Genomic DNA, 24,479 nt, shown 5'->3' with positions numbered 1-24,479 from the left:
GCGACCACCGAGGGCGCGGTGGTGTTCGAGAACGAGTTCTTCCAGCTGCTCGAGTACAAGCCGCTCACCGCCAAGGTGTACGAGCGGCCCTTCCTGCTGGTGCCGCCCTGCATCAACAAGTTCTACATCCTCGACCTGCAACCCGAGAACTCGCTGATCCGCTATGCGAACGAGCAGGGCCATCGCGTGTTCGTGGTGAGCTGGCGCAACCCCGACGAGTCGCTCGCCAAGGCCACCTGGGACGACTACATCGAGAACGCCGCCATCAAGGCCATCCACACGGTGCAGGAAATCAGCGGGAGCAAGCAGATCAACACGCTGGGCTTCTGCGTGGGCGGCACCATCCTGAGCACCGCGCTGGCCGTGCTTGCGGGCCGAGGCGAAAAGCCTGCCGCCTCGGTCACGCTGCTCACCACGTTCCTGGACTTCAGCGACACCGGCATCCTGGACATCTTCGTGGACGAGGCGATGGTGGCCTACCGCGAGATGCAGCTCGGCAAGGGCGGCCTGCTGCCCGGCGGCGACCTGGCTTCCACCTTCAGCTTCCTGCGTCCGAACGACCTCGTGTGGAACTACGTGGTCGGCAACTACCTGAAGGGCGAGACGCCGCCGCCCTTCGACCTGCTCTACTGGAACAGCGACGCCACCAACCTGCCGGGCCCGTTCTATGCCTGGTACCTGCGCAACACGTACCACGAGAACAAGCTCGCCAAGCCGAATGCGCTCACGGTGTGCGGCCAGAAGATCGACCTCGGAAAGATCGACATCCCGGCCTATATCTACGGCTCGCGCGAAGACCACATCGTGCCGATCGGCGGCGCCTACGCCTCCACGCAGCTGTTGCCGGGCAAGAAGCGCTTCGTCATGGGCGCCTCGGGCCACATCGCCGGCGTGATCAACCCGCCCGCCAAGAAAAAGCGCAGCCACTGGATCCGCGACGACGGCAAGTTCCCCAGGACGCAGGCCGAATGGCTGACGGGCGCTGCCGAGCACCCCGGCAGCTGGTGGACCGACTGGGCACAATGGCTCAAGGGCCACGCGGGCAAGCAGGTTGCCGCGCCCAAGGCCTACGGCAACGGCAAGACCTACAAGGCCATCGAGCCGGCACCGGGGCGCTATGTGAAGGCAAGAGCCTGATCCCTGCAACCTTCGATTTCAAATCACCTCAACGGAGAACCACATGGAAGACATCGTCATCGTTTCGGCCGCACGCACGCCGGTCGGCAAGTTCGGCGGCTCGCTCGCCGGCATCGCGGCCACCGAACTGGGGGCCCTGGTCATCAAGGAAGTGATTGCGCGCGCCAACCTCACGGCCGAGCAGGTCGGCGAGGCCATCATGGGCCAGGTGCTGGCGGCCGGTGCCGGCCAGAACCCCGCGCGCCAGGCGTGGCTCAAGAGCGGCGGCGCCAAGGAAACCCCGGCGCTCACCATCAACGCCGTGTGCGGTTCGGGCCTGAAGGCCGTGATGCTCGCGGCGCAGGCCGTGGCCACGGGCGACAGCGAAATCGTCATCGCCGGCGGCCAGGAGAACATGAGCGCCGCGCCGCACGTGCTGCCCAACTCGCGCAACGGCCAGCGCATGGGCGACTGGAAGCTGGTCGACACCATGATCGTGGATGGCCTCTGGGACGTCTACAACCAGTACCACATGGGCATCACCGCCGAGAACGTGGCCAAGAAGTACGGCATCGACCGCGCCGCGCAGGACGAGCTCGCCTTGGCCAGCCAGACCAAGGCAGCCGCCGCGCAGGACGCCGGCAAGTTCAAGGACGAGATCGTTCCCGTGAGCATCGCGCAGAAGAAGGGCGACCCCATCGTCTTCAGCCAGGACGAGTTCATCAACCGCAAGACCAGCGCCGAAGGCCTGGCGGGCCTGCGCCCCGCGTTCGACAAGGCCGGCGGCGTGACGGCTGGCAATGCCTCGGGCCTGAACGACGGCGCCGCCGCCGTGATGGTGATGACGGCCAAGAAGGCTGCCGCGCTGGGCCTCAAGCCGCTCGGCCGCATCGCGAGCTACGCCACCGCCGGCCTCGATCCCGCCATCATGGGCATGGGCCCGGTGCCCGCATCGACCAAGGCGCTGCAGCGCGCCGGCTGGAAGGCCGCCGACCTCGACCTGCTCGAGATCAACGAAGCCTTCGCCGCACAGGCCTGCGCGGTGAACAAGGAAATGGGCTGGGACGTGAACAAGGTCAACGTGAACGGCGGCGCCATCGCCATCGGCCACCCGATCGGCGCGTCGGGCTGCCGCATCCTGGTGACGCTGCTGCACGAGATGCAGCGCCAGAACGCCAAGAAGGGCATTGCGTCGCTCTGCATCGGCGGCGGCATGGGCGTGGCCCTGACGATCGAACGCTGATCGTTCCGAGGGCGGGCGCCGTTGTCGCTCAGCGCGACATGGACGGCCGCTCGCCCATCGCAGCGCGCCAGCGCACGAGCTCGGGGTGCTGTTCCCCGGGCTTGATGCGAACCACGCGCGCGAAATCCACCGCCACCACGGCGGTGATGTCGGTCAGGCTGAACCGGTCGGTGGCGATGAACTCGCGGCCGGCCAGCCGGTCGTTCAATGTCTGGAAGAAATGCTGCACGCGCGCGAGCCCGCGCTGCGCGAGCTCCGGAATCTGGGCGTAGTTCATCGGACCGGGCAGGGCCCGGTCGGCCATGGCGGGCGAGCTGTTGCGCATCGCCTCGGCGATCGGCATCAAGCCTTCGAACTCGACGCGCCAGTTCCAGCTGGCGATCTCCGCCTTTTCGGCGGGCGTGCGGCCCAACAGTGGCGGCTCGGGAAAGCGCGCCTCCAGCCATGCCGCGATGGCGGCGTTGTCGGTCAGCAGGCCGTCTTCCTCGGTGCGCAGCGCCGGCACCGTGCACTGCGGATTGATCGCGCGGTAGGCCTCGCCCAATTGCTCACCACGAACCAGATCGACCTGCACCGTCTCGTGGGCAATGCCCTTCTCTGCAAGCAGGATGCGCGCTCGGCGCGGACTCGGCGCGGTGGCGCAGTCATAGAGAATGATCATCGTCTGTCCAACTCCCGGAATTCATTGCATGAATGGCACGACCGCCTACACGCCGCCCACCGTCTGGTCCTGGAACAAGGAAAGCGGCGGCCGCTTCGCGAACATCAACCGCCCGATCGCAGGCGCCACCCATGAGAAAGACCTGCCAGTGGGCAAGCATCCGCTGCAACTCTATTCGCTGGCGACGCCCAATGGCGTGAAAGTGACCGTGATGCTCGAAGAACTGCTGGCGCTGGGCCACACGGGCGCCGAGTACGACGCCTGGCTGATCCGCATCAGCGAGGGGGACCAATTCGGCAGCGGCTTCGTGGCGGTGAACCCCAATTCCAAGATTCCCGCGCTGATGGACCGCAGCGGCACGACGCCGATCCGGGTGTTCGAGTCCGGCGCGATCCTGCAGTACCTGGCCGAGAAGTTCGGGGCGTTCCTGCCGACCGAACCGGCGGCGCGCGCCGAATGCCTGTCGTGGTTGTTCTGGCAGATGGGCAGCGCGCCGTACCTGGGCGGCGGGTTCGGACACTTTTATGCCTACGCCCCGACGAAGATCGAATACGCGATCGACCGCTTCGCGATGGAAGTGAAGCGCCAGCTCGACGTGCTCGACCGCCGTCTGGCCGAGAGCCGTTACCTGGCCGGCAACGACTACACGATCGCCGACATCGCCGTGTGGCCCTGGTACGGTGCGCTCGCCAAGGGGCAGCTCTACGAATCGGGCGAGTTCCTGCAGGTGAGCGAATACAAGAACGTGCTGCGCTGGAACGACGAGATCGCGCAGCGCCCGGCGGCACAACGCGGCCGCATGGTCAACCGCGCCTGGGGCCAGCCCGAGAGCCAGCTGCACGAGCGCCACGACGCCGGCGATTTCGACACCCGGACGCAGGACAAGCTCGGCGCGGCGGGCTGAACCCGGCGTCACTTGTACACCGCCTGATTTTTAAGCAAAGTGTGGAATCTCCTTGTAAAACAACGAGTTAAATTCGTTTTACAAGGCTCCACATGAGTTGTCCCCAAAGTTGTGCACAGAAAATGGGGATGAGGTTGGGGGCTTGAGATCTCGTCCACAAGTTGGCGCGATACCACAAGAAAAAGGCATCAGGCCTTCGCCGGGTTCGCCTTTTCCATTCTTTCTGCCGGGTCCGCGGCGTAGTGCCGGCACAGCGTGTCCACCAGCGCCTGTGCATAGATCGGCAGCGCCGCCCGGCTTCGCACCAGCAGATAGCGCTCCCGCACGCACCACGCATCGCTCAGGTCGATCAGCGCGAGCTGCATGCTCTCCTGGTTGCGCCGCGCCGCCGATTCCGGCACGACGCCGATGCCCACGCCGCTGCCGATCATCCGGCACATCGCATCGAAGCTGCCCAGCTGGATGCGCAGCTTCTGGCGCTTGCCGAGGTTGTCGGTGATCTGCCCCAGAAAGGTCTGCAGCGTGCTGCCTTGCTGCATGCCGATGGCGTCTTCGTCGAGCGTCTCGGCGAATGAAATCCTGCGGCGCTTGGCGAACCGGTGTTTGCGCGAAGTGACCAGTACCAGCCGGTCGGTGCTGAAGTGGATCGCCTCCAGGCCCAGCGTGTCGACGCGGCCCGCCACGATGCCGATGTCGGCGCGGCCGTCGAGCACGCCTCGCGGGATCTGAGCATTCGGCTTTTCCTGAAGGTCGACGTTGATGCGCGGGTTCCGCGCGAGAAAACCCGGAAGGATTTCGGGCAGGAAATCGGTCACCGCGGTGGTGTTGGCGAACACGCGCAGATGGCCGCGCAGGCCCCCGCCGTATTCGAGCAGGTCGTCGCGCAGCTGCTCGGTCTGGTGCAGCACGAGGCGCGCGTGGTGAAGAAAGGCTTCTCCCGGCGGCAGCAGGCGCACGCCCCGCGCCTCGCGCTGCAGCAATTGCAGGCCCGCTTGCGTCTCCAGCGCCTTGATGCGCGCGCTGGCCGCGGCGAGCGACAGGTGTTGCCGCTCCGCCGCCCGCGTGAGGTTGCCGAGTTCGGCGGTGGCGACGAAAAGGCGCAGGTCGGTCAGGTCGAAAAGCATGGCGCATCGTAGCCCGAGCCTTCGGAAATACAGAAGCCTGGGTTCCGAAATCGCAGATTGCGCGCGATGCCATGGCGCACGACCATCCGGCCATGGAGACAAAGACATGACATTCCGCGCCCTCGCGCTTCTCTCGTTCGCCGCAGCCACGCTCATCGGCGCGGGCCCCGCAACTGCCGAACCTTATCCCTCGCGTCCCATCACGCTCGTCGTGCCGCAGGCCGCGGGCGGCACCAACGACATCGTCGGCCGGCTCGTCGGCCAGAAGCTCGGCGAGGTGTTGAACAACGCCAGCGTGGTGGTCGACAACCGGCCCGGCGCGGGCGGCAACATCGGCACGCAGCTTGTCGCCAAGGGCCCGAAGGATGGCTACACGCTGCTCATGACCATCAGCAGCAGCCAGGCGATCAACCCGGCGCTCTACAAGAATCCGGGCTTCGATCCGGTGAAGGACTTCAAGCCCGTCGGACTCATCGGCGCGGTGCCCAACGTGCTGCTGGTCAACCCCACGTTCCCCGCGAAGAACCTCGCCGAGTTCCTGAAGCTCGAACGGGAGAAGGGCGCGAACTACCAGTACGCCTCGGCCGGCAACGGCACGCTCAACCACCTGTTGGGCGAAATGCTCAACAGCATGGCCGGCATCTCGCTGCAGCACGTGCCCTACAAGGGCGTGGCGCCCGCGCTCAACGACGTGCTGGGCGGGCAACTGCCCATCGTGTTCGCGAGCCTGCCTTCGGCGCTCTCGCACATCAAGGCCGGCAAGCTGCGCGCATTGGCCGTGAGCGGCGACAAGCGCTCGCCGGTGCTGCCCGACGTGCCCACCATCGCCGAAGCGGTGCCGGGCTACAACGGCACGCTGTGGATCGGTCTCTTCGCACCAGCCGGCGTGCCGGCCGACGTGCTCGCCACCCTGCAGGACGCGACGCGCAAGGCGCTCGCCGCGAAGGACCTGCGCGACAAGCTCGACCAGCAAGGCGTCGAGATCGCGGCGCCCACCACGCCCGAGCAATTTTCGAAACTGCTGCGGGACGACCTTGCCAAGTGGGCACGGATCGTCAAGGCCTCCGGCGCTGCCGTCGATTGATGCCAAACGTGGTTCGACCCAAGCCGTCCACGCCGAGCCTGTCGAAGCGCTGCACCAGGCTTCGACAAGCCCAGCCCGAACGGTTCATGACCGATCGGAATCCCGCATGAACGAACTCCACCGAGACCCGATGCAAGACAGCAATTTCTCTCCTCCGATCGACGCCGAAGCGCTCGCAAAGCTCCAGGCCTGGCAAGGCCGCAGCGAGACGCTGGCCGACGACATCACCGCCGCCCCCGTGCGCGCGCTCTCCGCCACGCTCGACCGCGACGATGCGCCGCCCGCACCCGGCACGCGCCTTCCTGCGCTCTGGCACTGGCTCTACTTCCTGCCGCACCACCGCCAATCGGAGATCGGCGAAGACGGCCACGCCAGGCGTGGCGGTTTCCTGCCGCCCGTGCCGCTGCCGCGCCGCATGTGGGCGGGCGGGCGTTTGAACTGGGAGACCGGCAACCCGCTGCAGGTGGGCGACAAGGTCGAGCGCACCTCGACCATCGCCTCGGTCACCCACAAAACGGGCCGCACCGGCGAGCTGGTGTTCGTGCTGGTGCGCCACGAGGTGCGCAACGAACGCGGCCTCGCGCTCACCGAAGAGCACGACATCGTCTACCGCGCCGCCGCCGCACCCGGCGAGAAGGCGCCGCCGCCCACGCCCGCCCCGCAGGACGCCGTCTTCAGCCGCGAGATCGTGCCCGACGACGTGCTGCTGTTCCGCTATTCGGCGCTCACCTTCAACGGCCATCGCATCCACTACGACCGGCGCTATGTGACCGAGGTCGAGGGCTATCCGGGCCTGATCGTTCACGGCCCGCTGATCGCCACGCTGCTGGTCGACCTGCTGCGGCGCAACGTGCCGGGCGCGCAGCTTGCGCGCTTCGAGTTCCGCGCGGTGCGGCCGACCTTCGACATCGCGCCGTTCCGCGTGCTCGGCAAGCCGGCGGAAGGCAGCAGCGATGACAAGACCTTCAGCCTCTGGGGCGAAGACGCCGACGGCTGGCTCACGATGCAGGCAACAGCCGTGCTCGCCTGAGGAAAGACACACAGACATGACAAGACCCCTGGACGGCATCACCGTCATCTCGCTCGAACACGCGATCGCCGCGCCGTTCTGCACCCGCCAGCTGGCCGACCTCGGCGCGCGCGTCATCAAGGTGGAGCGCCCCGAAGTGGGCGACTTCGCGCGCGCCTACGACGCTCGCGTGGGCGGCGAGGCCTCGCACTTCGTCTGGGTGAACCGCTCGAAGGAAAGCCTCACGCTCGATCTGAAGCAGCCCGCCGCGCTCGCGGTGCTGCAGGAACTCGTGGCCGGCGCCGATGTGCTGGTGCAGAACCTCGCACCGGGCGCGGCCGCGCGCATGGGCCTGGGCGCGGAGGTGCTGCAGGCCAAGCACCCGCGCCTCATCGTCTGCGACATCTCGGGCTATGGCGAAGACGGCCCGTACCGCGACAAGAAGGCATACGACCTGCTGATCCAGAGCGAAGCCGGCTTCCTGTCGGTCACCGGCACGCCCGACGACCCGTGCAAGTCGGGCAACTCCATCGCCGACATCGCGGCGGGCATGTACGCGTACACCGGCATCCTCGCGGCGCTGCTCCAGCGCGGCAAGACCGGCAAGGGCTCGCACATCGACGTGTCGATGCTCGAGTCGCTCGCCGAGTGGATGGGCTATCCGATGTACTACGCCTACGAGGGTGCGCCGCCGCCGCCGCGCAGCGCCGCATCGCACGCGACCATCTACCCCTACGGTCCGTTTCCCGCGGGCGACGGCGGCACGGTGATGCTGGGCCTGCAGAACGAGCGCGAGTGGCGCGCCTTCTGCGAGAAGGTGCTGCTGCAGGCGGGGCTCGCGACCGATGCGCGCTTCGACAGCAATGCACGCCGCAACCAGAACCGCGAGGCGCTGCGCGCGATCATCGTGGAGACCTTCGCCGCGCTGGGCACGGCACAGGTGCTGGAACGCCTCGATGCCGCACAGATCGCCAACGCTCGCATGAACGACATGGCCGGGCTCTGGGCGCATCCGCAGCTGCAGGCGCGCGATCGGTGGCGGCAGGTGGGCTCGCCGGCGGGCGACATTCCGGCGCTGCTGCCGGCCGGCCGTCAAAGCGCTTTCGACTACCGCATGGACGCGATTCCCGCGCTGGGAGAGCACACCGAGGCCATCCTGCGCGGGCTCGGGCGCAGCGAGGCCGACATCGCGGCGCTGCGCGAGGCGAGGGCGGTTTGACTTCGCCGCTCGCGCTCGCGCGCACCTTTCTCTTCGTGCCGGCCGACCGGCCCGAGCGCCATGCGCGGGCGCTGGCCACCGGTGCGGGCGGCGTGATCGTCGACCTGGAGGATGCGGTGGCGCCCGAGCGCAAGGCCTCGGCGCGCGAAGGCCTTGGCGCCTCGTTCGTCGCGCTGCCCGAAGCCGAGCGCCGCCGCTTGCTGGTGCGCATCAATGCCGGCGGCACGCCGTGGCACGACGACGACCGGGCGGCCGTGGCCGCGCTGGTCGCCCAAGGCCTGATCGCCGGCGTGGTGCTGCCCAAGGCCGAGCACGCCGGCAACGTGCGGCAGCTGGCCGAGGCCGTCGGTCCGAAGGGGCTGCTGGTGCCGCTCATCGAATCGGCAGCGGGCCTTGCCGCGGTCGACGAACTCGCCGCGGCGCCGCAGGTGCTCCGGCTCGCCTTCGGCAATCTCGATTTCCAGGCCGATGTGGGCCTGGCCTGCGATGCCGACGAAGCGGAGCTGGTGCCGGTGCGGCTGGCGCTGCTGCTGGCCACGCGCCGCGCCGGGCTGCCCGCACCCATCGACGGCGTGACGGCCGATTGGCGCGACGTGCAGCGCCTGGCCGCCGACACCGCCCGTGCGCGCCGCGGCGGCTTCGGCGCCAAGTTGTGCATCCATCCCGACCAGGTCGCCCCTGTACATGCCGCACTCGGCCCGAGCGCCGAAGAGCTCGCCTGGGCACGTCGCGTGGTCGATGCGGTCCGGTCCGCGGGCGGCGGCGTGGTCAGCCTCGACGGTCGCATGGTCGATGCGCCGGTGCTGCGGCTGGCCGAGCGCCTGCTCGCGCTCGATGCGCAGCCGCCTTCCTGATTCCGAACGAAGAAGACAGATCCAACAACCCTAGGAGACAAAGAAGTGAACCTGAAGCAGAACTGGAAAGCACGCACCCTGATCGCCGCCTCGCTGGGCGCATGCCTCATGGCCGCGCAATCGCCGGCCGCCGCGCAGGCGCAGTGGCCCGACAAGCCCGTCACGATGGTCGTGCCGTACTCGGCCGGCGGCCCCACCGACGTGGTGGCGCGCATGCTCGCCATTCCCATGGGCAAGTCGCTCGGCCAGACGGTGATCGTGGAGAACACCGTGGGCGCGGGCGGCACCATCGCGCCGGCGCGCGTGGCCAAGGCTGCGCCCAACGGCTACACCATCCTCATCCACCACATGGGCATGGCCACGGCGCCCGCGCTCTACAAGAAGCTCAACTACGACCCGCTCAAGGACTTCGAGTACATCGGCCAGGTGCTCGACGTGCCGATGACGCTGCTCTCGCGCAAGGACTTTCCCGCCAGCACGTACCCCGAACTGCTGGCCTACGTGAAGGCCAACAAGGACAAGGTCACGCTGGCGAATGCGGGCGTGGGCGCGGTGTCGCAGCTGTGCGGGCTGCTGTTCATGAACCAGATCGGCGTGCAGCTGACGACGGTGCCCTACAAGGGCGCGGGCCCGGCGCTCAACGACCTGATGGGCGGGCAGGTCGACCTCCTGTGCGACCAGACCACGCAGACCGCGCCGGTCATCAAGGACGGCAACCGCGTGAAGGTGTTCGGCGTCACCACGCCCAAGCGGCTCTCGAGCATGCCCAGCATCCCGACGCTCGACGAGCAGGGCCTCAAGGGCTTCGACGTGCGGGTGTGGCACGGCGTGTACGCGCCCAAGGGCACGCCGCCGGCCGTGGTCGAGAAGTTGAACGTGGCGCTGCGCGCCGCGCTGCAGGACGACATGGTCAAGCACCGCCTGGCCGAACTCAGTTCGGAGATCGTGCCGCTGGACAAGCAGACCCCCGAGAGCCTGCGCACGCACCTGGCGGCGGAGGTGGAGAAGTGGGGCAAGGTGATCCGCGCTGCGGGCGTGCAGGCGGACTGAGGACCCGACGCGTCAGCGCGCGCCCGGTGAGCCGGCGTCGCCGCGGATCGCGGCGACCAGGTGCGCCGCGAGCAGTGTGCCGGCTTCGGTGAGCGCCGGTGCGCGGTGCAGGCGGATGTCCGCCTTGGGAAGCCGGGGCATGCCGTCTTCCTTCGAAAGCACGCGAAGCCCCTTCGGAAAGGTCCCTGCCTTGAACACGCTCACGGCCAGCCCCTGCGCCACCACGGCCTCGACGGCCGCGCTGCTGTGGCTGATGAACGCGAGCCGCCACGGCCGGTGCGCCTTGTCCAGCGTCGCCATCGCCCATTCGCGGAAGAGGCACCCCGAGGGGTAGAGCGCCACGGGCAGCGGGCCCGGCCCATCGACGACAAGATCGGGCGAAGCCGCCCACACCGCCTGCTCGTGCCGCAGGAAATCGCCGTCGCCCTGGCCCTTGGGATGCATGGCGATCACGAGGTCGAAATCTTCGCCGAGGCGCTCGGTCATCTTCGAGGTGAGGCCGGTTTCCATGCTCACATGGATGCGCGGATAGCGCTGGCCGAAGCTGGCGAGCAGCGCGGGGACGACGCTGGTGCCGTAGTCGTCCATGATCCCGAGCCGCACTTGGCCTTCGTCCTGGTGCTGGCGGATACGGCCGAGCGCCTCGTCGTTGAGCGCAAGGATGCGATGCGCATAGCCCAGCAGCGCTTCGCCGCTGGGCGTCAGCGCCACCTGCGAGGTGGTCCGTGCGAACAACGCGGTGCCGAGCAACGCCTCGAGCCGCTTGACCTGCATGCTCACGGCAGACTGCGTGCGGTTCAGTTGCGCGGCCGTGCGGGTGAACGAACGCTGCCCGGCAACGGTGACGAAGGTCTTCAGCAGGTCGGGATCGAGCATCAGGTTGTTCATCGCGAAAGATGATGAAGTTGATCATCTTTATTCGATTGTGTAATCAATAACCGGTATTTAGCATCGTCCTTCAACAAGACACAAGGGACGCCGGTGAGTGCACTTCTTTCGGGCCTGCTCGCCGCCGTGCTGTCGAGCGCCATGGGCGGCGCTGCCGTCGGTGCGACGCGTTTCGTCGCGGGCGCGATCGATCCGGTGGCGCTGGGGTCGCTGCGTTTCGGCATCGGCTTCGCGCTGCTGTTGCCGCTTGCGCTGTTCCGGCGGCAAGACCTGCCGCGGCGGCAGATGCTGCCGAGGGTCGTCGGGCTCGGGCTGCTGTTCTTCGGTGTGTTTCCGGCGCTGTTCAACCTGTCGCTTCATTTCACGACGGCCGCGCGCGGTGCGCTCGCGCTGTCGACCTTGCCGCTGCTCACCATGGCGATCGCGGCGCTGCTCGGGGTGGAGCGGCTCACGGCGCGCAAGTCGGTGGGCGTTTTCATGGCGATGGGCGGCGTGGGCATGGCGTTGATCTCGGGCCTCTCGGCAGCGCCGCCCGGCGCATGGCGCGGCGACCTCGTCATGCTCGGCGCCGCACTGTGCATGGCGTTCTACAGCGTGTGGTCGCGGCCCGTGATCCGGGAGACCGGGCCCATGCCGTTCACGGTGGTGGCAATGGGCAGCGGCGCCTTGTGCCTCGTTGCGATCAGCGCCTGGCGCGGCGGCTACGCGCCGATGGCGCAGTTCGGCAATGTCCAGTGGATGTCGATCGCCTACCTCGGGGTGTTCGGCGGTGCGGTCTGCTTCTTCCTGTGGTCTTATGCGCTCGCGAAGACCACGCCGACGCTCGTGGCGCTGTCCGTCACCGTCAACCCGATCGCTGCGGCTTTCTCCGGATGGGCGCTCATGGACGAGCCGGTGCGCTGGAGCCTGGTCGTCGGGCTGCTGATGGTGTTTGCCGGTATTGCGATTTCAAGCACGTCGCGACGGGCGTCATAGCTGCGGCGCGCCGACGGGATCAGGCAGCAGCGTCTTGCGCCCGCAGCGTCTCGTCGAAAAGCAGGAGCAGTTGCCGCGCGAACACTTCCATGTTGGCCGGGCGGTCTGTGTTGCCGGTCTCGATGGTCCGGCTCGCGGTGGCGGCGCCTGCGACCGCCACGCACAGGTGGCCCGGCGCATCGCCGTACGGACTGCCCGAAGGCCCGGCCGCGCCGCTCTCGCAGATGCCCCACGTTGCGCGATGGCTCTCGCGGATGCGGGCTGCGATGAACCGGGCGTAGGGCTCGGTTTCCCCGCGCATGTCGCCCATGTCTTCGCGCGTGAGCCCCAGCAATGCTTTTCCGGCACGCCGCGAATAGACGACCGCGCCGCCGAGGAAGAAAGCCGAGGCGCCGGGAATGGCGAGCAGGGCCGCCGAGACGAGGCCGCCGGCCGACGATTCGGCGACCGCCACCGTCTGGCGCCGCTCGCGCAGCGTCGCGCCGACGCGGGCGGCGAGCACCGCGAGGGGTTCCAGTCCGGATGAAGGGACAGCGCTCACGGCGTCTTGCGCAGCGTGCCGCCCGGCTTGCGCACGTAAGCCGGTGCGCGCTCGTGGCTCGCCGTGTTGCCGTAGACCGTGTCCGCCGGGTAGTACTCGGCCTGCAGCTGCACCTTGGCCGCCGCTTCCTCGCCGGCCGTGTGGGCGATGAAGGCAAGCATCAGGTCGGTTCCCGCCGAGACGCCGGCTGAGGTCCACACATCTCCGTCCTGCACGAAGCGCTGCTCGACCACGTTCACGTCGCCGAGCGCGCGCAGGCGATCGAGCGAGCCCCAGTGCGTGGTCGCGGTCTTGCCCGAGAGCAGTCCGGCCGCGTGCAGCACGAAGGCGCCGGTACACACCGAGAGCAGCGCCTTGCATCGTGGTGCCTGCGCGGCCAGGAACTGCACCATCGCGGGGTTGTCGACCTCGCGCCGCGTGCCCATGCCGCCGGGCACGAGCAGGTAGTCGAGCGGCGGGCAGTCGGCAAAGGAAACGTGCGGATTGATCGAAAGACCCTTCGCGCAGATCACCGGCTCGCGCTTCTCGGCGACGATGAGGCACTGCTGCGGCCCCGCTGCGAGCTTGCTCCACATGGTGAGCATTTCCCAGGGCCCGACGAAATCGAGTTCCTCGACGTCGGGGAATACGATGATCCCGAAATTCATACTTTCGAACTCCTTGGCTGCCTTGCCGCTGCAAGAGCGTACAGGGCGCAGCATATAGGTTGCACCCGCGCACCGCGCCGTGACAGCTGGTTGCAAGCTTGGCTCAGTGTTTTCCTCAGAGGTCGATGGCGTGAAAATGGCTAGAGTGAAGGCGGCCGTTCAGGCTTTTGCTAAGCACACATCAAGGAAATTTCATGAGCAAGAAAGTTGCATATGTCACCGGAGGCATGGGTGGCATCGGAACAGCCATCTGCCAACGTCTGCACAAGGACGGATTCACCGTGGTCGCCGGTTGCGGCCCTACGCGCGACCATGCCAAGTGGCTCGCCGAACAGAAAGCCGAAGGCTTCGAGTTCCACGCCTCCGTCGGCAATGTCGGCGACTGGCAATCCACCGTCGAGGCCTTCTCCGCCGCCAAGGCAGCCCATGGCCCCATCGACGTGCTGGTCAACAACGCAGGCATCACGCGCGACCGCATGTTCCTCAAGATGACGCCCGAGGACTGGAGCGCGGTCATCGAGACCAACCTCAACAGCATGTTCAACGTCACCAAGCAGGTGGTGGGCGACATGGTCGAGAAGGGCTGGGGCCGCATCATCAACATCAGCTCGGTCAACGGCGCCAAGGGCCAGGCGGGGCAGACCAACTATTCGGCGGCCAAGGCCGGCATGCACGGCTTCACGATGGCGCTGGCGCAGGAGCTGGCCAACAAGGGCGTGACGGTCAATACCGTGAGCCCGGGCTACATCGGCACCGACATGGTCAAGGCCATCCGCCAGGAAGTGCTCGACAAGATCGTGGCCACCATTCCGGTCAAGCGCCTGGGCGAGCCCAGCGAGATCGCCTCGATCATCTCGTGGCTGGCAACGGACGAAGGCGGCTACTCCACGGGGGCCGACTTCTCGGTCAACGGCGGCCTGCACATGCACTGAGATGCTGACCACCACCTGATCCACAAAACCCGCTACGGCGGGTTTTTTCATTTGCAGGATGTGGCTTCTACGAATGGAAAACCCCTGATCCGGAACCTACAGTTCTCAACCCTTCCCGGAGGCAAGTCATGGAACACACAACAAACACACCCGCCAAGAAGCTCCCGCTCTACCGCTCCCTCTACGTGCAGGTGATCACCGCGGTGATCATCGGCGTGCTGCTGGGGTACTTCTATCCCAGCGTGGGCGAAAGCATGAAGCCCCTGGGCGACGGCTTCATCAAGCTCATCAAGATGATCATCGCGCCGATCATCTTCTGCACGGTGGTGGTCGGTATCGCCGGCATGGAAGACATGAAGAAGGTCGGCAAGACCGGGGGCCTCGCGCTCCTGTACTTCGAGGTCGTGAGCTCCATCGCGCTGGTGGTCGGCCTCGTGCTGGTCAACGTGCTCAAGCCCGGCGTGGGCATGAACATCGATCCGACCACGCTGGACACCAAGTCCATCGCCGCGTACACCGGCCCGGGCAAGATGACCGGCACGGTCGACTTCATCCTCAACATCATTCCCAACACCATCGTGGATGCCTTCGCCAAGGGCGAGATCCTGCAGGTGCTCTTGATCGCGGTGCTGTTCGGCTTTGCGCTGCACCGTTTCGGCGGCCGCGGCACGCTGGTGTTCGACGTGATCGAGAAGGGCTCGCACGTGCTCTTCGGCATCGTCAACTACATCATGAAGCTCGCGCCCATCGGCGCCTTCGGCGCGATGGCGTTCACCATCGGCAAGTACGGCGTGGGCAGCCTGTTCTCGCTGGGCAAGCTGATGGGGACGTTCTATCTCACGTGCCTCCTGTTCATCTTCGTGGTGCTCGGGCTCATTGCGCGCTTCCACGGGTTCAGCATCTGGAAGTTCATCAAGTACATCAAGGAAGAGCTCCTGATCGTGCTGGGCACGTCCTCCAGCGAATCGGTGCTGCCGCGCATGATGGAGAAGATGGAGAACCTGGGCGCCAACAAGACCTGCGTGGGCCTGGTGATCCCCACCGGCTACTCGTTCAACCTGGACGGCACCTCGATCTACCTCACGATGGCGGCGGTGTTCATCGCGCAGGCCACCAACACGCCGATGACGCTGGTGCAGGAGATCACCTTGCTCGCGGTGCTGCTGCTCACCTCCAAGGGCGCGGCGGGTGTTACCGGCAGCGGCTTCATCGTGCTGGCGGCGACGCTCTCTGCGGTGGGCCACGTGCCGGTGGCGGGGCTTGCGCTCATCCTGGGCATCGACCGTTTCATGTCGGAAGCGCGCGCGCTGACCAACCTGATCGGCAACGGCGTGGCGACCATCGTCGTTGCCAAGTGGACCAACGAACTCGACACCGAGCGCCTGCAGGCGGGCCTGAACAACGAGAGCTGGGTCGAGGCGCAAGAGCCCGAAGTGCTTGAGGGCGCCCGCGACAGCAAGATGGCGGGGTGAATTCCCCCCGTTGAACGGCGTTCCCCGGAAGGCCGTGTGAAATAAAAGGGTAGGCATCGTTCCTGCAAAATGCAGCGATGCCGCACAGCGTTTCCCTCATCAACACCATCGCCGCCGGCCTTGGCCTGGCGCTGGTGTTCGGCTTCCTGGCGGCCAAGCTGCGGCTGCCGGCGCTCGTGGGCTACCTCCTGGCGGGCGTGATCATCGGCCCGTTCACCCCCGGCTTCGTGGCTGATGCAGGCATCGCCGCGCAGCTCGCCGAAATCGGCGTCATGTTGCTGATGTTCGGCGTCGGCCTCCACTTTTCCCTCGACGACCTCCTGGCCGTGCGCAAGATCGCGTTGCCCGGCGCGCTGGCGCAGATCGCCGTGGCCACGCTGCTCGGGGGCGGCCTTGCGATGTGGTGGGGCTGGAGCCCTGGCGCCGCGCTCGTGTTCGGCTTGGCGCTCTCGGTGGCCAGCACGGTCGTGCTGCTGCGTGCGCTCGAGAGCCTGGGCATCCTCGATTCATTCACCGGCCGCATCGCCATCGGCTGGCTCGTCGTCGAAGACCTGGCCATGGTGCTCGTGCTGGTGCTCATGCCGCCGCTGGCCGGCGCGCTCGGCGGCACCCCCGACAACGGGGGCGGCCCCCCGGACCCGCTCTGGCAGACCCTCGGCCTCACGCTGCTGCAGGTCGGCGGCTTCGTCGCGCTGATGCTGGTGGTGGGCCGTCGCGTGTTCCCCTGGATCCTCTGGCAGGTCACGCGCACCGGCTCGCGCGAGCTGTTCACGCTGTGCGTGGTGGCGGCCGCCGTGAGCATCGCCTTCGCCTCGGCGGCGCTCTTCGGCGTGTCGTTCGCGCTCGGCGCCTTCTTCGCGGGCATGGTCATGCGCGAGTCGCAGTTCAGCCACCGGGCGGCGCAGGAATCGCTGCCGCTGCGCGATGCCTTCGCCGTGCTGTTCTTCGTGTCGGTGGGCATGCTGTTCGACCCCTCGGTGCTGATCGACCGCCCGCTGCAGGTGCTCGCGGTGGTGCTGGTGATCGTGCTGGGCAAGTCACTCGCGGCCTGCGCGCTGGTGCTGGTGTTCCGCTACCCGCTGGGCACGGCGCTTACGGTGAGCGCGAGCCTGGCGCAGATCGGCGAGTTCTCGTTCATCCTGGCCGGCCTCGGCGTATCGCTCGGGCTGCTGCCGGTCGAGGGGCAGAGCCTAGTGCTCGCGGGCGCGCTGATTTCCATTGCCACCAACCCGCTGTGGTTCAGCCTCATCGCGCCGATGCAGAAGTGGCTGCATGCCCATTCGTCCTTCGCCCGCGGACTCGAATCGCGCGACGACCCGCTGGCCGAATTGCCGATGACGACCGAGGCGAAGTACCTCTCCAAGCAGGTGGTGCTGGTCGGCTACGGGCGCGTGGGGCGCCGCATCGCCGCCGAGCTGGAGGCGAACGACATTCCCTACGTGGTGGCCGAGCAGAACCGCGAACTGGTCGAGAAGCTGCGCGAGGGCGGCATCGCGGCCGTGTGGGGCGATGCCGCGGACCCCGCGGTGCTGATCCAGGCGCACGTTGCGCGCGCCCGCGTGCTGGTGGTGGCCACGCCCGACACCCTGAACGTGCGCCAGATGATCGAGACCGCCCGCACGCTCAATCCCGCGATACAGACCGTGATCCGCAGCCACAACGAACAGGAGGCGCGCCTGCTCACGCAGGAGACGGCCGTAACCGTCTTCCTCGGCGAGCACGAACTGGCCCAGGCCATGGCGCGCGACGTGGTGCAGCGCGCGGTGTCGATGGCCGTGCCGGCTTGAGCGCCGGCGCCGCTTCAGAGGTCTTCGATGACCAGCGTGCGATAGCGCTGCGCGATGGAATACGGAACGGTGCGCACCACTTCCATCAGGCGGTCGGCGGCCTCTTCGTTCTTCGTCTTGACCAGGAGGGCCGCGTGGCCTTCGCGCGCGAGCTTGGTATAGGCGCGTACCGTGGCGCCCTCGGTGCCGGCCGAGGGCAGTGGGTTGTCGGCGTCGCTCGCCGTGGGCGTGATCTCCGCCAGCACCGTCGCGGCGGGAAGCAGGTAGACCTCGTCGCCGCTCACGCCGCTCTCGATCAGTTGGCGCCCGACCCGGTCGGCGTCGTCGGCGTTCGGGAACATCACCATCGAATAACCGGTCGGATAGAACGCACCGCCGATATTCGCTCGCATGTTCGATTCAAGGGTGAAGTGCTTCATGGGGCCTCCGGGTTCTGGTTGGTCTGGTTGAAGGTTTCTTACAACCACATTAGTTCTCGCTTTGCCAACCCTCTGTAGGAGAAGCCCGGAAGCTGTCAACCGCCCGAGCCGCCAATTCATTCAAAGGAAACCGCCTGTCCTCCGCACATTTCTCTCATCCCATGCCATCGCCCAGAAACATCGCGCTCACCGTCCACGAGCTGGAGGTGGGCGAGTTCTATTGGGTGTTGATGGAAGAGGCGGCAGACGCCGGCCGGGCCGATGGCGAACGCCACGTCTACGAGCCGCTGGAAGCCGCCCATGAGCCGTATGCCACCTATTCGAACGCGCTGGTCGCGGGTGTCGCGGTGATGCGGCGGCTGTTCGGCGCCGACGGCAAGCCGGTGCACGACGGCCGCTTCACCGCGCTGTCCACAGGCCGCTCCCTATAATTCCGGCCGTTGGGTTTTGTAAGCTTTTCTTAACAACAAGACCCACACGGTTCGAAGGTGCCCCGCATGCCATTCAGTGGCCTGGGGGTTAAACGGGAAGCAGGTGCGCTGCGTCTTCATGGACGCGTCCATTCCTGCGCTGCCCCCGCAACGGTCAGCGGATCTGGAAAACCTCACGCCAATGCCCTCTTGTCGGCATTGGCAGCCACTGCGCTTCGACGTGGGAAGGCGAGGATTTCGGCTCCGGTGCGCACGCACAGTGCCCATCGGAGCGCTCCGCAAGCCCGGATACCGGCCTTCGCAACCGCCTTCGGACGCTGCGGGAGTGCGGGTCCGGGCCAGCCGCCCCGCCCTCGCGCGACCGGCCCGCCCGCTTGCCGCCTCCCTCGACGTCCTCATTCGGTCAGGAGCCTGCGGGGACGCAGGTCGCGAGGAGAAGTCACATGGGTCAAGCATCGCCGGCGCGCGATCGCACGGGCGCGCCGCTGCAGTGGGCACGCCTTTCAGGTCTTTCGCTGGGGTTGAGCCTGGCCTTCGGGCCCGGCGGCGCCTTGGCGCAATCGGGTGAAGCAGCGGGCAATGCGAGCAGCGGCAGCACCGGCCTCGCGCCGGTCCAGGTCGAGGCCGGCCGCCGCTCGCCGCTGGCCATCGACGAGCCCTCGCACACCGGCAGCCGCCTGGGCCTCACGCCGCTGGAAACCCCCGCGAGCATCGAGGTGCTGACCGGCGACGCCATCCGCGCGCGCGGCGATGTTTCCGTGGTCGATGCGGTCACCCGCGCCACAGGCATCACCGGCTCGCCCGGCCCCGGCAACGGCGGCACGGCGCTGGCGGCGCGCGGCTTCACCGGCCACGGCTCGGTGATGCAGCTTTTCGACGGCACGCGCCTCTACGCGGGCGCGGGCACGGTCACCTTTCCTTTCGATACCTGGTCGGTCGACCGCATCGAGGTGCTGCGCGGCGCCGCGTCGGTGATGTTCGGCGAAGGCGCCATCGGCGGCGCGATCAACGTGGTGCCCAAGAAGCCCACGCGCGGCCCGATCCAGAACGAGGCGCTCGTGACGGCCGGCTCCGACGCCACCCGGCAGGTCGCCTTCGGCAGCGGCGGCGCGATCAACGACATGCTTTCCTACCGCTTCGACATCAGCCACCGCAAGACCGACGGCTTCATGGTGCGCGGCGATGCCGAGAGCCTGGCCGTGGGCGGCGCGGTGCGGCTCGACGTGTCGCCGCAGCTGCAGTTCACGCTCTCGCACGACGAGGGCCGCCAGTCGCCGCAGCGCTACTACGGCGTGCCGCTCATCAACGGGCGGGTGAGCAGCCTCTCCCGCGAGCAGAACTACAACCCCGACGACGCCGAGATCAAGTACCGCGACCGCTGGACCCGCCTCGATGCGCAGTGGACGCCCAGCGACGCCGTCACCGTGCGCAACCAGCTCTACCGCCTGGACAGCAAGCGCCACTGGCGCAACAGCGAGACCTACACCTACAACGCCGCCACGCGCCGCGTGACGCGCGGCGACTACCTGGAAATCGGCCACGACCAGGAGCAGGTCGGCAACCGCACCGACGCCACCTTCAGGCACTCGCTGTTCGGCATGAAGAACCAGGTGCTGGTGGGCTTCGACGCGAACCGCATCGACTTCCTGCACACCAACGACTCGCCCTACGGCGGCCGCTCGGTGGTCGATCCCTTCGTCTTCAACCCCGGCGTCTACACCTCGCCCGTGGCCTACACGCCGCGCTACAAGACCAGGACCAGCGCCTTCGCCTTCTTCGCCGAAGACAAGCTGGCCTTCAACGGGCAATGGTCGGTGGTGGGCAGCCTGCGCTGGGACCACGCGAAGATCGCGCGCACCGACCTGCAGAACGCGGCCAGCAGCTTCCAGAAGACCTTCGTGTACGGCACAGGCCGGCTGGGCGTGGTGTACGCGCCCGATGCCTCGCAGTCGTTCTACGCCCAAGTGGCGCGTGCGGCCGACCCGCTGGGCTCGCTGGTCACCACCTCGGTCTCGCAGGCGAGCTTCGACCTGAGCACCGGCAAGCAGGTCGAGATCGGCTATAAGCGCCAGTTGGCCGACGGCCGCGGCGCGTGGACCGTCGCCGCCTACCGCATCGAGAAGAACAAGCTGCTCTCGCGCGACGCAAACGACCCCACCGTCACGCAGCAGGTCGGCAAGCAGTCGTCCGAAGGCATCGAGGCCACGCTCGACCTGGCGCTGACCTCCACGCTCCGGCTCGAAGCCAACGTCGCGAAGCTGCGCGCGCGCTACGACGACTTCAACGAAGTCGTGGGCGGCCGGCTGATCTCGCGTGCCGGCAACACGCCGTTCGGCGTGCCGGAGGAGGCCGCCAATCTGGGGCTCGCCTGGCGCTTCCTGCCCCAGTGGGAGGCCGACTTCGGCGTGCGCTACGTCGGCCCGCGCCAGGTCGATGCGGCCAACTCGCGCAAGATCGGCTCCTACACCGTGGCCGACGCGGGCGTGAGCTGGCAGGCCAACCCGTCGCTCAAGCTCGCGTTCAGGGCCTACAACCTGGCCAACCGCACCTATCCCGTGTCGTTCTCGAACAGCGGCAACCAGTGGCTGCTGGGCCGGCCGCGCTCGTTCGAGCTGTCGGCGCTGGTGAACTTCTGACCGGCATCACCATGACCACCGCATGGCGCCGCGCCTGGCCCCGCATCCGCCACTGGCTCTACTGGACGCACCGGTGGCTGGGCATCGGCGGGTGCCTGCTGTTCGTGATGTGGTTCGCCTCTGGCGTGGTGATGATGTACGTGGGGTATCCCAACCTCACGGACGAAGAGCGGCTGGCGGCCCTTCGCCCGGTGCGCTTCGACGAGGCGCTGGTCGCGCCCTCGGCCGCGCTCGGCACCTTGCCCGAGGCGCTGCGCGCGCAGCCTCCGCGGCGCATGGCGCTGGAGACGCAGGGCGGTTCCGATCCGCAGCCCGTGTGGCGCATCGTCGATTTGCGCGGCGGCCGGCACGCTGTATCGGCGCGCGACGGCCGCGTGCTCGGGCCGGTCGATGCGGCGCAGGCCGAAGCCATCGCCCGCGACTTCTCGGGCCAGCCCGGCGCGCGCTGGGCCGAGATGCTGGAGCGCGACCAGTGGACCGTGCCGCAGGGCCTCGACCCGCTGCGCCCGTTGCACCGCATCCAAGTCGGCGACGCGGCGGGCACCGAGCTCTACGTGTCCTCGCGCACCGGCGAGGTGGCGCGCGACACCCACCGCGCCGAGCGCTTCTGGAACTGGCTGGGCTCGGTACCGCACTGGATCTACTTCACGCCGCTGCGCGCCGACCCGCCGCTGTGGCACGACGTGGTGGTGTGGCTCTCGGCCGCCTGCATCGTCTCGGCGGTGACGGGCATCGTCATCGGCATCCTGCGGATCCGGCTGCGCCGGCGGTTTCGCAACGGCGCGGTCACGCCGTACACCGGCTGGATGGCCTGGCACCACATTGCCGGCCTCGTCGGCGGCTTCTTCGTGCTGACCTGGATCGTGAGCGGCTGGCTGTCGATGAACCCGAACAAATGGTTCGAGCGCAACCGTAGCGATGCCGCTGCGATGGCCAGCTACACCGGCGCCGGGTCGTCGCCATTCCCCTGGCCGCCGGCCCAGCCACCGGCAGGCGAGGGCGCAGCCGCGCCGCGCGAGGCATTGCCGATGTGGTTCGACGGCAAGCCGCTGCTGCAGCTGCGCGATGCAGGGGGCCGCGTGCGCGTTGTCGATGCCGCCACCGGCGCACCCGCATCGATAAGCCGCGACGAGATCGTGCGCGCCGCCGCGCGCCTGCGCCCCAATGCCCGCGTGACGCAGGCCACGCTGCAGACGCGCGAGGACTTCCACTGGTACGGCCACCACCGCGAGCGCACGGTGCCGATCTGGCGCCTCGAATTCGACGATGCCGCGCGCAGCTGGATCTACATCGATCCGTCCAGCGGGCAGGTCGCCGGCAGCAACGACAGCAATTCGCGCCTGCGCCGCTGGCTCTTCAACGCCGCGCACAGCCTCGATTTTCCGTGGCTCATCCAGTACCGACCCGCTTGGGACATCGTCGTGTGGCTGCTGTCGATCGTCGGCACGGTCGCCTCGGCCAGCGGCGTGGTGATCGGCTGGCGGCGATTGCGGCGAAAACCCAAGGCATCGGCCGCGCCGGCAGCGCCGCGCGCGCTCCAGCGTTCATGACTGCGCTTGCGTGATCCATCCCATCCACCAACAATCAACTTTCGCACTGCGGTGCACTACAGGAGGTGCTCGATGCACATCGAACCAGGTCTCGTCGACGGATCCAAGATATTCCTCAGCTACGCAACGGCAGCCGCCGCGCTGGCCTACACAGGCAAGGTGGCCTTCGATACCCTCGTGAAGGACGGCCCCGCGGCCCTGGCGCTGCGCTCGGCCATCGCCGTGGCGCTGGTGTTCTGCTTCTTCGAAGTGCTGCCGCACCATCCCGTGGGCGTGTCGGAGGTGCACCTGATCCTGGGCACGACGCTCCTGCTGGTGTTCGGGCTGGCGCCCGCGGCCATCGGCCTGGCGGGCGGGTTGCTCATCCAGAGCCTGTTCTTCGAACCGCAGGACTTGCCTCAGTTCGGCATGAACGTCACCACCTTGCTGGTGCCCCTGTTCGCGACGGCCGCGCTGGCGCGGCGGATCATTCCCGACAACGTGGCCTACGTGGACCTGAGCTACCAGCAGGCCTTCAAGCTGTCGGTCGCCTATCAGGGCGGCATCGTGGTCTGGGTCGGCTTCTGGGCGCTCTACGGGCGCGGCACGGGCCTCGAAAACCTGAGCCAGATCGCCAGCTTCGGCGCCGCCTACATGACCGTCGTGCTGGTCGAGCCGCTGGTCGACCTGGGCGTGCTGGCCGCCGCCAAGGGCTGGCGCCGCCTGCAGGGCACGGTCTTCGTCGCGCGCCGCCTGTACGTCGGCACTTGAGCGGCGGCATCCGAACCGAAACCATCGCAACGCGCGCCGCAGTGCCCCCGCGGCGCGCTGCGGCATGCCGCCATCCATCCTCGCGCCCTGGCGCTTGAAAGCATCCATTCCATGACACAGAGCAACGCCAAGATCCCCGTCACCATCGTCACCGGCTTCCTCGGCAGCGGCAAGACCACGCTGCTGCGCCACATCCTGGGCAACGCCGAAGGCCGCCGCATCGCGGTGATCGTCAACGAGTTCGGCGAGCTCGGCATCGATGGCGAGATCCTGCGCGGTTGCGGCATCGGCTGCGACGATGAAGGCAACGAGCGCGAAGGCGCGCTCTACGAGCTGGCCAACGGCTGCGTCTGCTGCACCGTGCAGGAAGAGTTTCTGCCCGTGATGCTGCAGCTGGCCGAGCGCCGCGGCGACATCGACGCGGTGATCATTGAAACCTCGGGCCTGGCGCTCCCCAAGCCGCTGGTGCAGGCCTTCCAGTGGCCGGACATCGCGAACATCTTCACCGTCGATTCGGTCGTCACCGTGGTCGACGGCCCGGCCGCCGCATCGGGCCAGTTCGCCGAGAACCCCGAGGCGGTCGACGAAGCGCGCCGCGCCGACCCCAACCTCGACCACGAATCGCCGCTGCACGAGCTGTTCGAAGACCAGCTCTCTGCCGCCGACCTCGTGGTGCTCAACAAGACCGACCTGATGGACGACGCCATGCGCGCGCAGGTCGAGGCGCTGGTGCGAGAAGAGCTGCCGCCCGAAGTGAAGATTGTCGCCGCCACCGAAGGCAAGCTGCCGCTCGCGCTGCTGCTCGGCCAGGGCCGCGCGGCCGAGTCCACGATCCACCTGCGCGAGAGCCACCACGACCACGAGGAAGACCACGACCACGACGAGTTCGACTCGCTCGTGATCGACCTGCCGCCGGTGGAGCGCGACGGCCTCCTGGCCGCGCTCGCCACGCTGGTCGAGCAGCACACCATCTACCGCGTGAAGGGCTTCGTCGCGATCCCGGGCAAGCCGATGCGTTTGCTGGTGCAGGGCGTGGGCCGCCGCTTCGACCACCACTTCGACCGCCGCTGGCGCGACGACGAGGCGCAGCGCACGCGCCTCGTGTTCATCGGCGAAGACCTGGACGAAGCCGCGCTGCGCAAGGCGCTCGAAGGCCTGGCCGCCGTGCCCGCCTGATGGCCTGACCG

23 protein-coding genes and 1 riboswitch are annotated in these 24,479 nt (G+C 67.8%); of the genes, 17 read left to right on the top strand and 6 right to left on the bottom strand.

The window, feature by feature from the left end:
- Positions 1-1,137: alpha/beta fold hydrolase (locus tag RT97_RS14110; RefSeq protein ID WP_042579382.1), on the top strand; the 1,137-nt coding region annotated here is incomplete at its 5' end.
- Between the two features lie 43 nt (positions 1,138-1,180).
- Positions 1,181-2,359, top strand: coding sequence for an acetyl-CoA C-acetyltransferase (locus RT97_RS14105; RefSeq protein WP_042579381.1), 1,179 nt, complete (start codon positions 1,181-1,183; stop codon positions 2,357-2,359).
- Between the two features lie 28 nt (positions 2,360-2,387).
- On the opposite strand, the gene RT97_RS14100 is transcribed toward RT97_RS14105, so the two are convergent.
- Positions 2,388-3,020: a glutathione S-transferase family protein gene (locus tag RT97_RS14100; RefSeq protein WP_042579380.1), complete on the bottom strand. Its 633-nt coding sequence runs from the start codon at positions 3,018-3,020 to the stop codon at positions 2,388-2,390.
- Positions 3,021-3,048: 28 nt separating this feature from the next.
- Here RT97_RS14100 and yghU point away from each other — a divergent pair, with 28 nt between their 5' ends.
- Positions 3,049-3,924, top strand: coding sequence for a glutathione-dependent disulfide-bond oxidoreductase (gene yghU, locus RT97_RS14095; protein ID WP_042579379.1), 876 nt, complete (start codon positions 3,049-3,051; stop codon positions 3,922-3,924).
- Between the two features lie 188 nt (positions 3,925-4,112).
- Here yghU and RT97_RS14090 read toward each other — a convergent pair whose 3' ends face one another.
- Entirely contained in the window at positions 4,113-5,048 is a 936-nt protein-coding gene (locus tag RT97_RS14090) for a LysR family transcriptional regulator (protein WP_042579378.1), read from the bottom strand.
- A gap of 106 nt (positions 5,049-5,154) precedes the next feature.
- Between RT97_RS14090 and RT97_RS14085 the strand changes: the two genes are divergently transcribed.
- The 5 genes from RT97_RS14085 (at position 5,155) to RT97_RS14065 (ending at position 10,264) form a co-directional block, all read left to right on the top strand.
- Positions 5,155-6,132 carry a tripartite tricarboxylate transporter substrate binding protein gene (locus RT97_RS14085; RefSeq protein ID WP_042579377.1) on the top strand — a complete coding sequence of 326 codons (978 nt, stop codon included), beginning with the start codon at positions 5,155-5,157 and terminating at the stop codon, positions 6,130-6,132.
- A 130-nt stretch (positions 6,133-6,262) separates the two neighbouring features.
- On the top strand, positions 6,263-7,162 hold the full coding sequence (locus RT97_RS14080; protein WP_042579376.1) for an FAS1-like dehydratase domain-containing protein: 900 nt from the start codon (positions 6,263-6,265) through the stop codon (positions 7,160-7,162).
- Positions 7,163-7,178: 16 nt separating this feature from the next.
- Positions 7,179-8,360 (top strand): CaiB/BaiF CoA transferase family protein, encoded by a 1,182-nt coding sequence (locus tag RT97_RS14075; protein ID WP_042579375.1) that lies wholly within the window; start codon positions 7,179-7,181, stop codon positions 8,358-8,360.
- Positions 8,357-9,214 carry an HpcH/HpaI aldolase/citrate lyase family protein gene (locus tag RT97_RS14070; protein ID WP_042579374.1) on the top strand — a complete coding sequence of 286 codons (858 nt, stop codon included), beginning with the start codon at positions 8,357-8,359 and terminating at the stop codon, positions 9,212-9,214. The genes RT97_RS14075 and RT97_RS14070 overlap by 4 nt, the downstream gene beginning before the upstream one ends.
- Positions 9,215-9,322: 108 nt before the next feature.
- Positions 9,323-10,264: a tripartite tricarboxylate transporter substrate-binding protein gene (locus RT97_RS14065; protein ID WP_437184097.1), complete on the top strand. Its 942-nt coding sequence runs from the start codon at positions 9,323-9,325 to the stop codon at positions 10,262-10,264.
- Between the two features lie 12 nt (positions 10,265-10,276).
- On the opposite strand, the gene RT97_RS14060 is transcribed toward RT97_RS14065, so the two are convergent.
- Positions 10,277-11,152: a LysR family transcriptional regulator gene (locus tag RT97_RS14060; RefSeq protein ID WP_042579373.1), complete on the bottom strand. Its 876-nt coding sequence runs from the start codon at positions 11,150-11,152 to the stop codon at positions 10,277-10,279.
- Positions 11,153-11,245: 93 nt separating this feature from the next.
- On the opposite strand from RT97_RS14060, the gene RT97_RS14055 reads away from it, so the two are divergent.
- Positions 11,246-12,127: a DMT family transporter gene (locus tag RT97_RS14055; protein WP_253278232.1), complete on the top strand. Its 882-nt coding sequence runs from the start codon at positions 11,246-11,248 to the stop codon at positions 12,125-12,127.
- Between the two features lie 19 nt (positions 12,128-12,146).
- On the opposite strand, the gene RT97_RS14050 is transcribed toward RT97_RS14055, so the two are convergent.
- Together RT97_RS14050 and RT97_RS14045 are read right to left on the bottom strand one after the other, a co-directional pair.
- A complete protein-coding gene (locus RT97_RS14050; RefSeq protein WP_042579372.1) occupies positions 12,147-12,668 on the bottom strand; it encodes a CinA family protein in 522 nt (173 codons plus the stop codon).
- Complete coding sequence (locus RT97_RS14045) at positions 12,665-13,315, bottom strand: DJ-1/PfpI family protein (RefSeq protein ID WP_042579371.1); 651 nt, start codon at positions 13,313-13,315, stop codon at positions 12,665-12,667. Before RT97_RS14045 ends, RT97_RS14050 begins: the two co-directional genes overlap by 4 nt.
- A 194-nt stretch (positions 13,316-13,509) precedes the next feature.
- On the opposite strand from RT97_RS14045, the gene phbB reads away from it, so the two are divergent.
- From phbB to ybaL, 3 genes are all read left to right on the top strand, one after another.
- On the top strand, positions 13,510-14,247 hold the full coding sequence (gene phbB, locus RT97_RS14040; RefSeq protein WP_042579370.1) for an acetoacetyl-CoA reductase: 738 nt from the start codon (positions 13,510-13,512) through the stop codon (positions 14,245-14,247).
- 128 nt (positions 14,248-14,375) lie between these two features.
- Positions 14,376-15,719: a dicarboxylate/amino acid:cation symporter gene (locus RT97_RS14035; protein ID WP_042579369.1), complete on the top strand. Its 1,344-nt coding sequence runs from the start codon at positions 14,376-14,378 to the stop codon at positions 15,717-15,719.
- Between the two features lie 77 nt (positions 15,720-15,796).
- Positions 15,797-17,506, top strand: coding sequence for a YbaL family putative K(+) efflux transporter (ybaL, locus tag RT97_RS14030; protein WP_042579368.1), 1,710 nt, complete (start codon positions 15,797-15,799; stop codon positions 17,504-17,506).
- Positions 17,507-17,520: 14 nt separating this feature from the next.
- Here the strand turns inward: ybaL and RT97_RS14025 are convergent, their stop codons facing one another.
- Positions 17,521-17,925, bottom strand: a complete 405-nt coding sequence (locus RT97_RS14025) for a hypothetical protein (RefSeq protein WP_042579367.1) — start codon at positions 17,923-17,925, stop codon at positions 17,521-17,523.
- 161 nt (positions 17,926-18,086) lie between these two features.
- Between RT97_RS14025 and RT97_RS14020 the strand changes: the two genes are divergently transcribed.
- From RT97_RS14020 to cobW, 5 genes are all read left to right on the top strand, one after another.
- The gene (locus RT97_RS14020) at positions 18,087-18,356 is read left to right on the top strand and encodes a hypothetical protein (RefSeq protein WP_042579366.1); all 270 of its coding nucleotides are present in this window, start codon (positions 18,087-18,089) and stop codon (positions 18,354-18,356) included.
- A 39-nt stretch (positions 18,357-18,395) separates the two neighbouring features.
- Positions 18,396-18,670, top strand: a riboswitch (cobalamin riboswitch).
- 129 nt (positions 18,671-18,799) lie between these two features.
- A complete protein-coding gene (locus RT97_RS14015) occupies positions 18,800-20,992 on the top strand; it encodes a TonB-dependent receptor (protein ID WP_042579365.1) in 2,193 nt (730 codons plus the stop codon).
- 11 nt (positions 20,993-21,003) lie between these two features.
- Complete coding sequence (locus tag RT97_RS14010; protein WP_042579364.1) at positions 21,004-22,542, top strand: PepSY domain-containing protein; 1,539 nt, start codon at positions 21,004-21,006, stop codon at positions 22,540-22,542.
- Between the two features lie 72 nt (positions 22,543-22,614).
- Positions 22,615-23,292: an energy-coupling factor ABC transporter permease gene (locus RT97_RS14005; protein WP_042579363.1), complete on the top strand. Its 678-nt coding sequence runs from the start codon at positions 22,615-22,617 to the stop codon at positions 23,290-23,292.
- Between the two features lie 111 nt (positions 23,293-23,403).
- Positions 23,404-24,468: a cobalamin biosynthesis protein CobW gene (cobW, locus tag RT97_RS14000; protein ID WP_042579362.1), complete on the top strand. Its 1,065-nt coding sequence runs from the start codon at positions 23,404-23,406 to the stop codon at positions 24,466-24,468.
- Positions 24,469-24,479 lie beyond the last annotated feature (11 nt).

It is taken from the genome of Variovorax paradoxus (genome assembly GCF_000834655.1).
Taxonomy (GTDB): domain Bacteria; phylum Pseudomonadota; class Gammaproteobacteria; order Burkholderiales; family Burkholderiaceae_C; genus Variovorax; species Variovorax paradoxus_F.
This window is presented reverse-complemented; position numbering and strand designations above follow the sequence as displayed.

Coding starts and splice junctions, on each gene's coding strand:
- RT97_RS14105 (WP_042579381.1), top strand. CDS start 1,181: ATGGAAGACATCGTCATCGTTTCGGCCGCACGCACGCCGGTCGGCAAG.
- RT97_RS14035 (WP_042579369.1), top strand. CDS start 14,376: ATGGAACACACAACAAACACACCCGCCAAGAAGCTCCCGCTCTACCGC.
- RT97_RS14060 (WP_042579373.1), bottom strand. CDS start 11,152: ATGAACAACCTGATGCTCGATCCCGACCTGCTGAAGACCTTCGTCACC.
- RT97_RS14090 (WP_042579378.1), bottom strand. CDS start 5,048: ATGCTTTTCGACCTGACCGACCTGCGCCTTTTCGTCGCCACCGCCGAA.
- RT97_RS14015 (WP_042579365.1), top strand. CDS start 18,800: ATGGGTCAAGCATCGCCGGCGCGCGATCGCACGGGCGCGCCGCTGCAG.
- RT97_RS14065 (WP_437184097.1), top strand. CDS start 9,323: ATGGCCGCGCAATCGCCGGCCGCCGCGCAGGCGCAGTGGCCCGACAAG.
- RT97_RS14025 (WP_042579367.1), bottom strand. CDS start 17,925: ATGAAGCACTTCACCCTTGAATCGAACATGCGAGCGAATATCGGCGGT.
- cobW (WP_042579362.1), top strand. CDS start 23,404: ATGACACAGAGCAACGCCAAGATCCCCGTCACCATCGTCACCGGCTTC.
- yghU (WP_042579379.1), top strand. CDS start 3,049: ATGAATGGCACGACCGCCTACACGCCGCCCACCGTCTGGTCCTGGAAC.
- RT97_RS14100 (WP_042579380.1), bottom strand. CDS start 3,020: ATGATCATTCTCTATGACTGCGCCACCGCGCCGAGTCCGCGCCGAGCG.
- RT97_RS14010 (WP_042579364.1), top strand. CDS start 21,004: ATGACCACCGCATGGCGCCGCGCCTGGCCCCGCATCCGCCACTGGCTC.
- RT97_RS14005 (WP_042579363.1), top strand. CDS start 22,615: ATGCACATCGAACCAGGTCTCGTCGACGGATCCAAGATATTCCTCAGC.
- RT97_RS14020 (WP_042579366.1), top strand. CDS start 18,087: ATGCCATCGCCCAGAAACATCGCGCTCACCGTCCACGAGCTGGAGGTG.
- ybaL (WP_042579368.1), top strand. CDS start 15,797: ATGCCGCACAGCGTTTCCCTCATCAACACCATCGCCGCCGGCCTTGGC.
- RT97_RS14075 (WP_042579375.1), top strand. CDS start 7,179: ATGACAAGACCCCTGGACGGCATCACCGTCATCTCGCTCGAACACGCG.
- phbB (WP_042579370.1), top strand. CDS start 13,510: ATGAGCAAGAAAGTTGCATATGTCACCGGAGGCATGGGTGGCATCGGA.
- RT97_RS14045 (WP_042579371.1), bottom strand. CDS start 13,315: ATGAATTTCGGGATCATCGTATTCCCCGACGTCGAGGAACTCGATTTC.
- RT97_RS14085 (WP_042579377.1), top strand. CDS start 5,155: ATGACATTCCGCGCCCTCGCGCTTCTCTCGTTCGCCGCAGCCACGCTC.
- RT97_RS14080 (WP_042579376.1), top strand. CDS start 6,263: ATGCAAGACAGCAATTTCTCTCCTCCGATCGACGCCGAAGCGCTCGCA.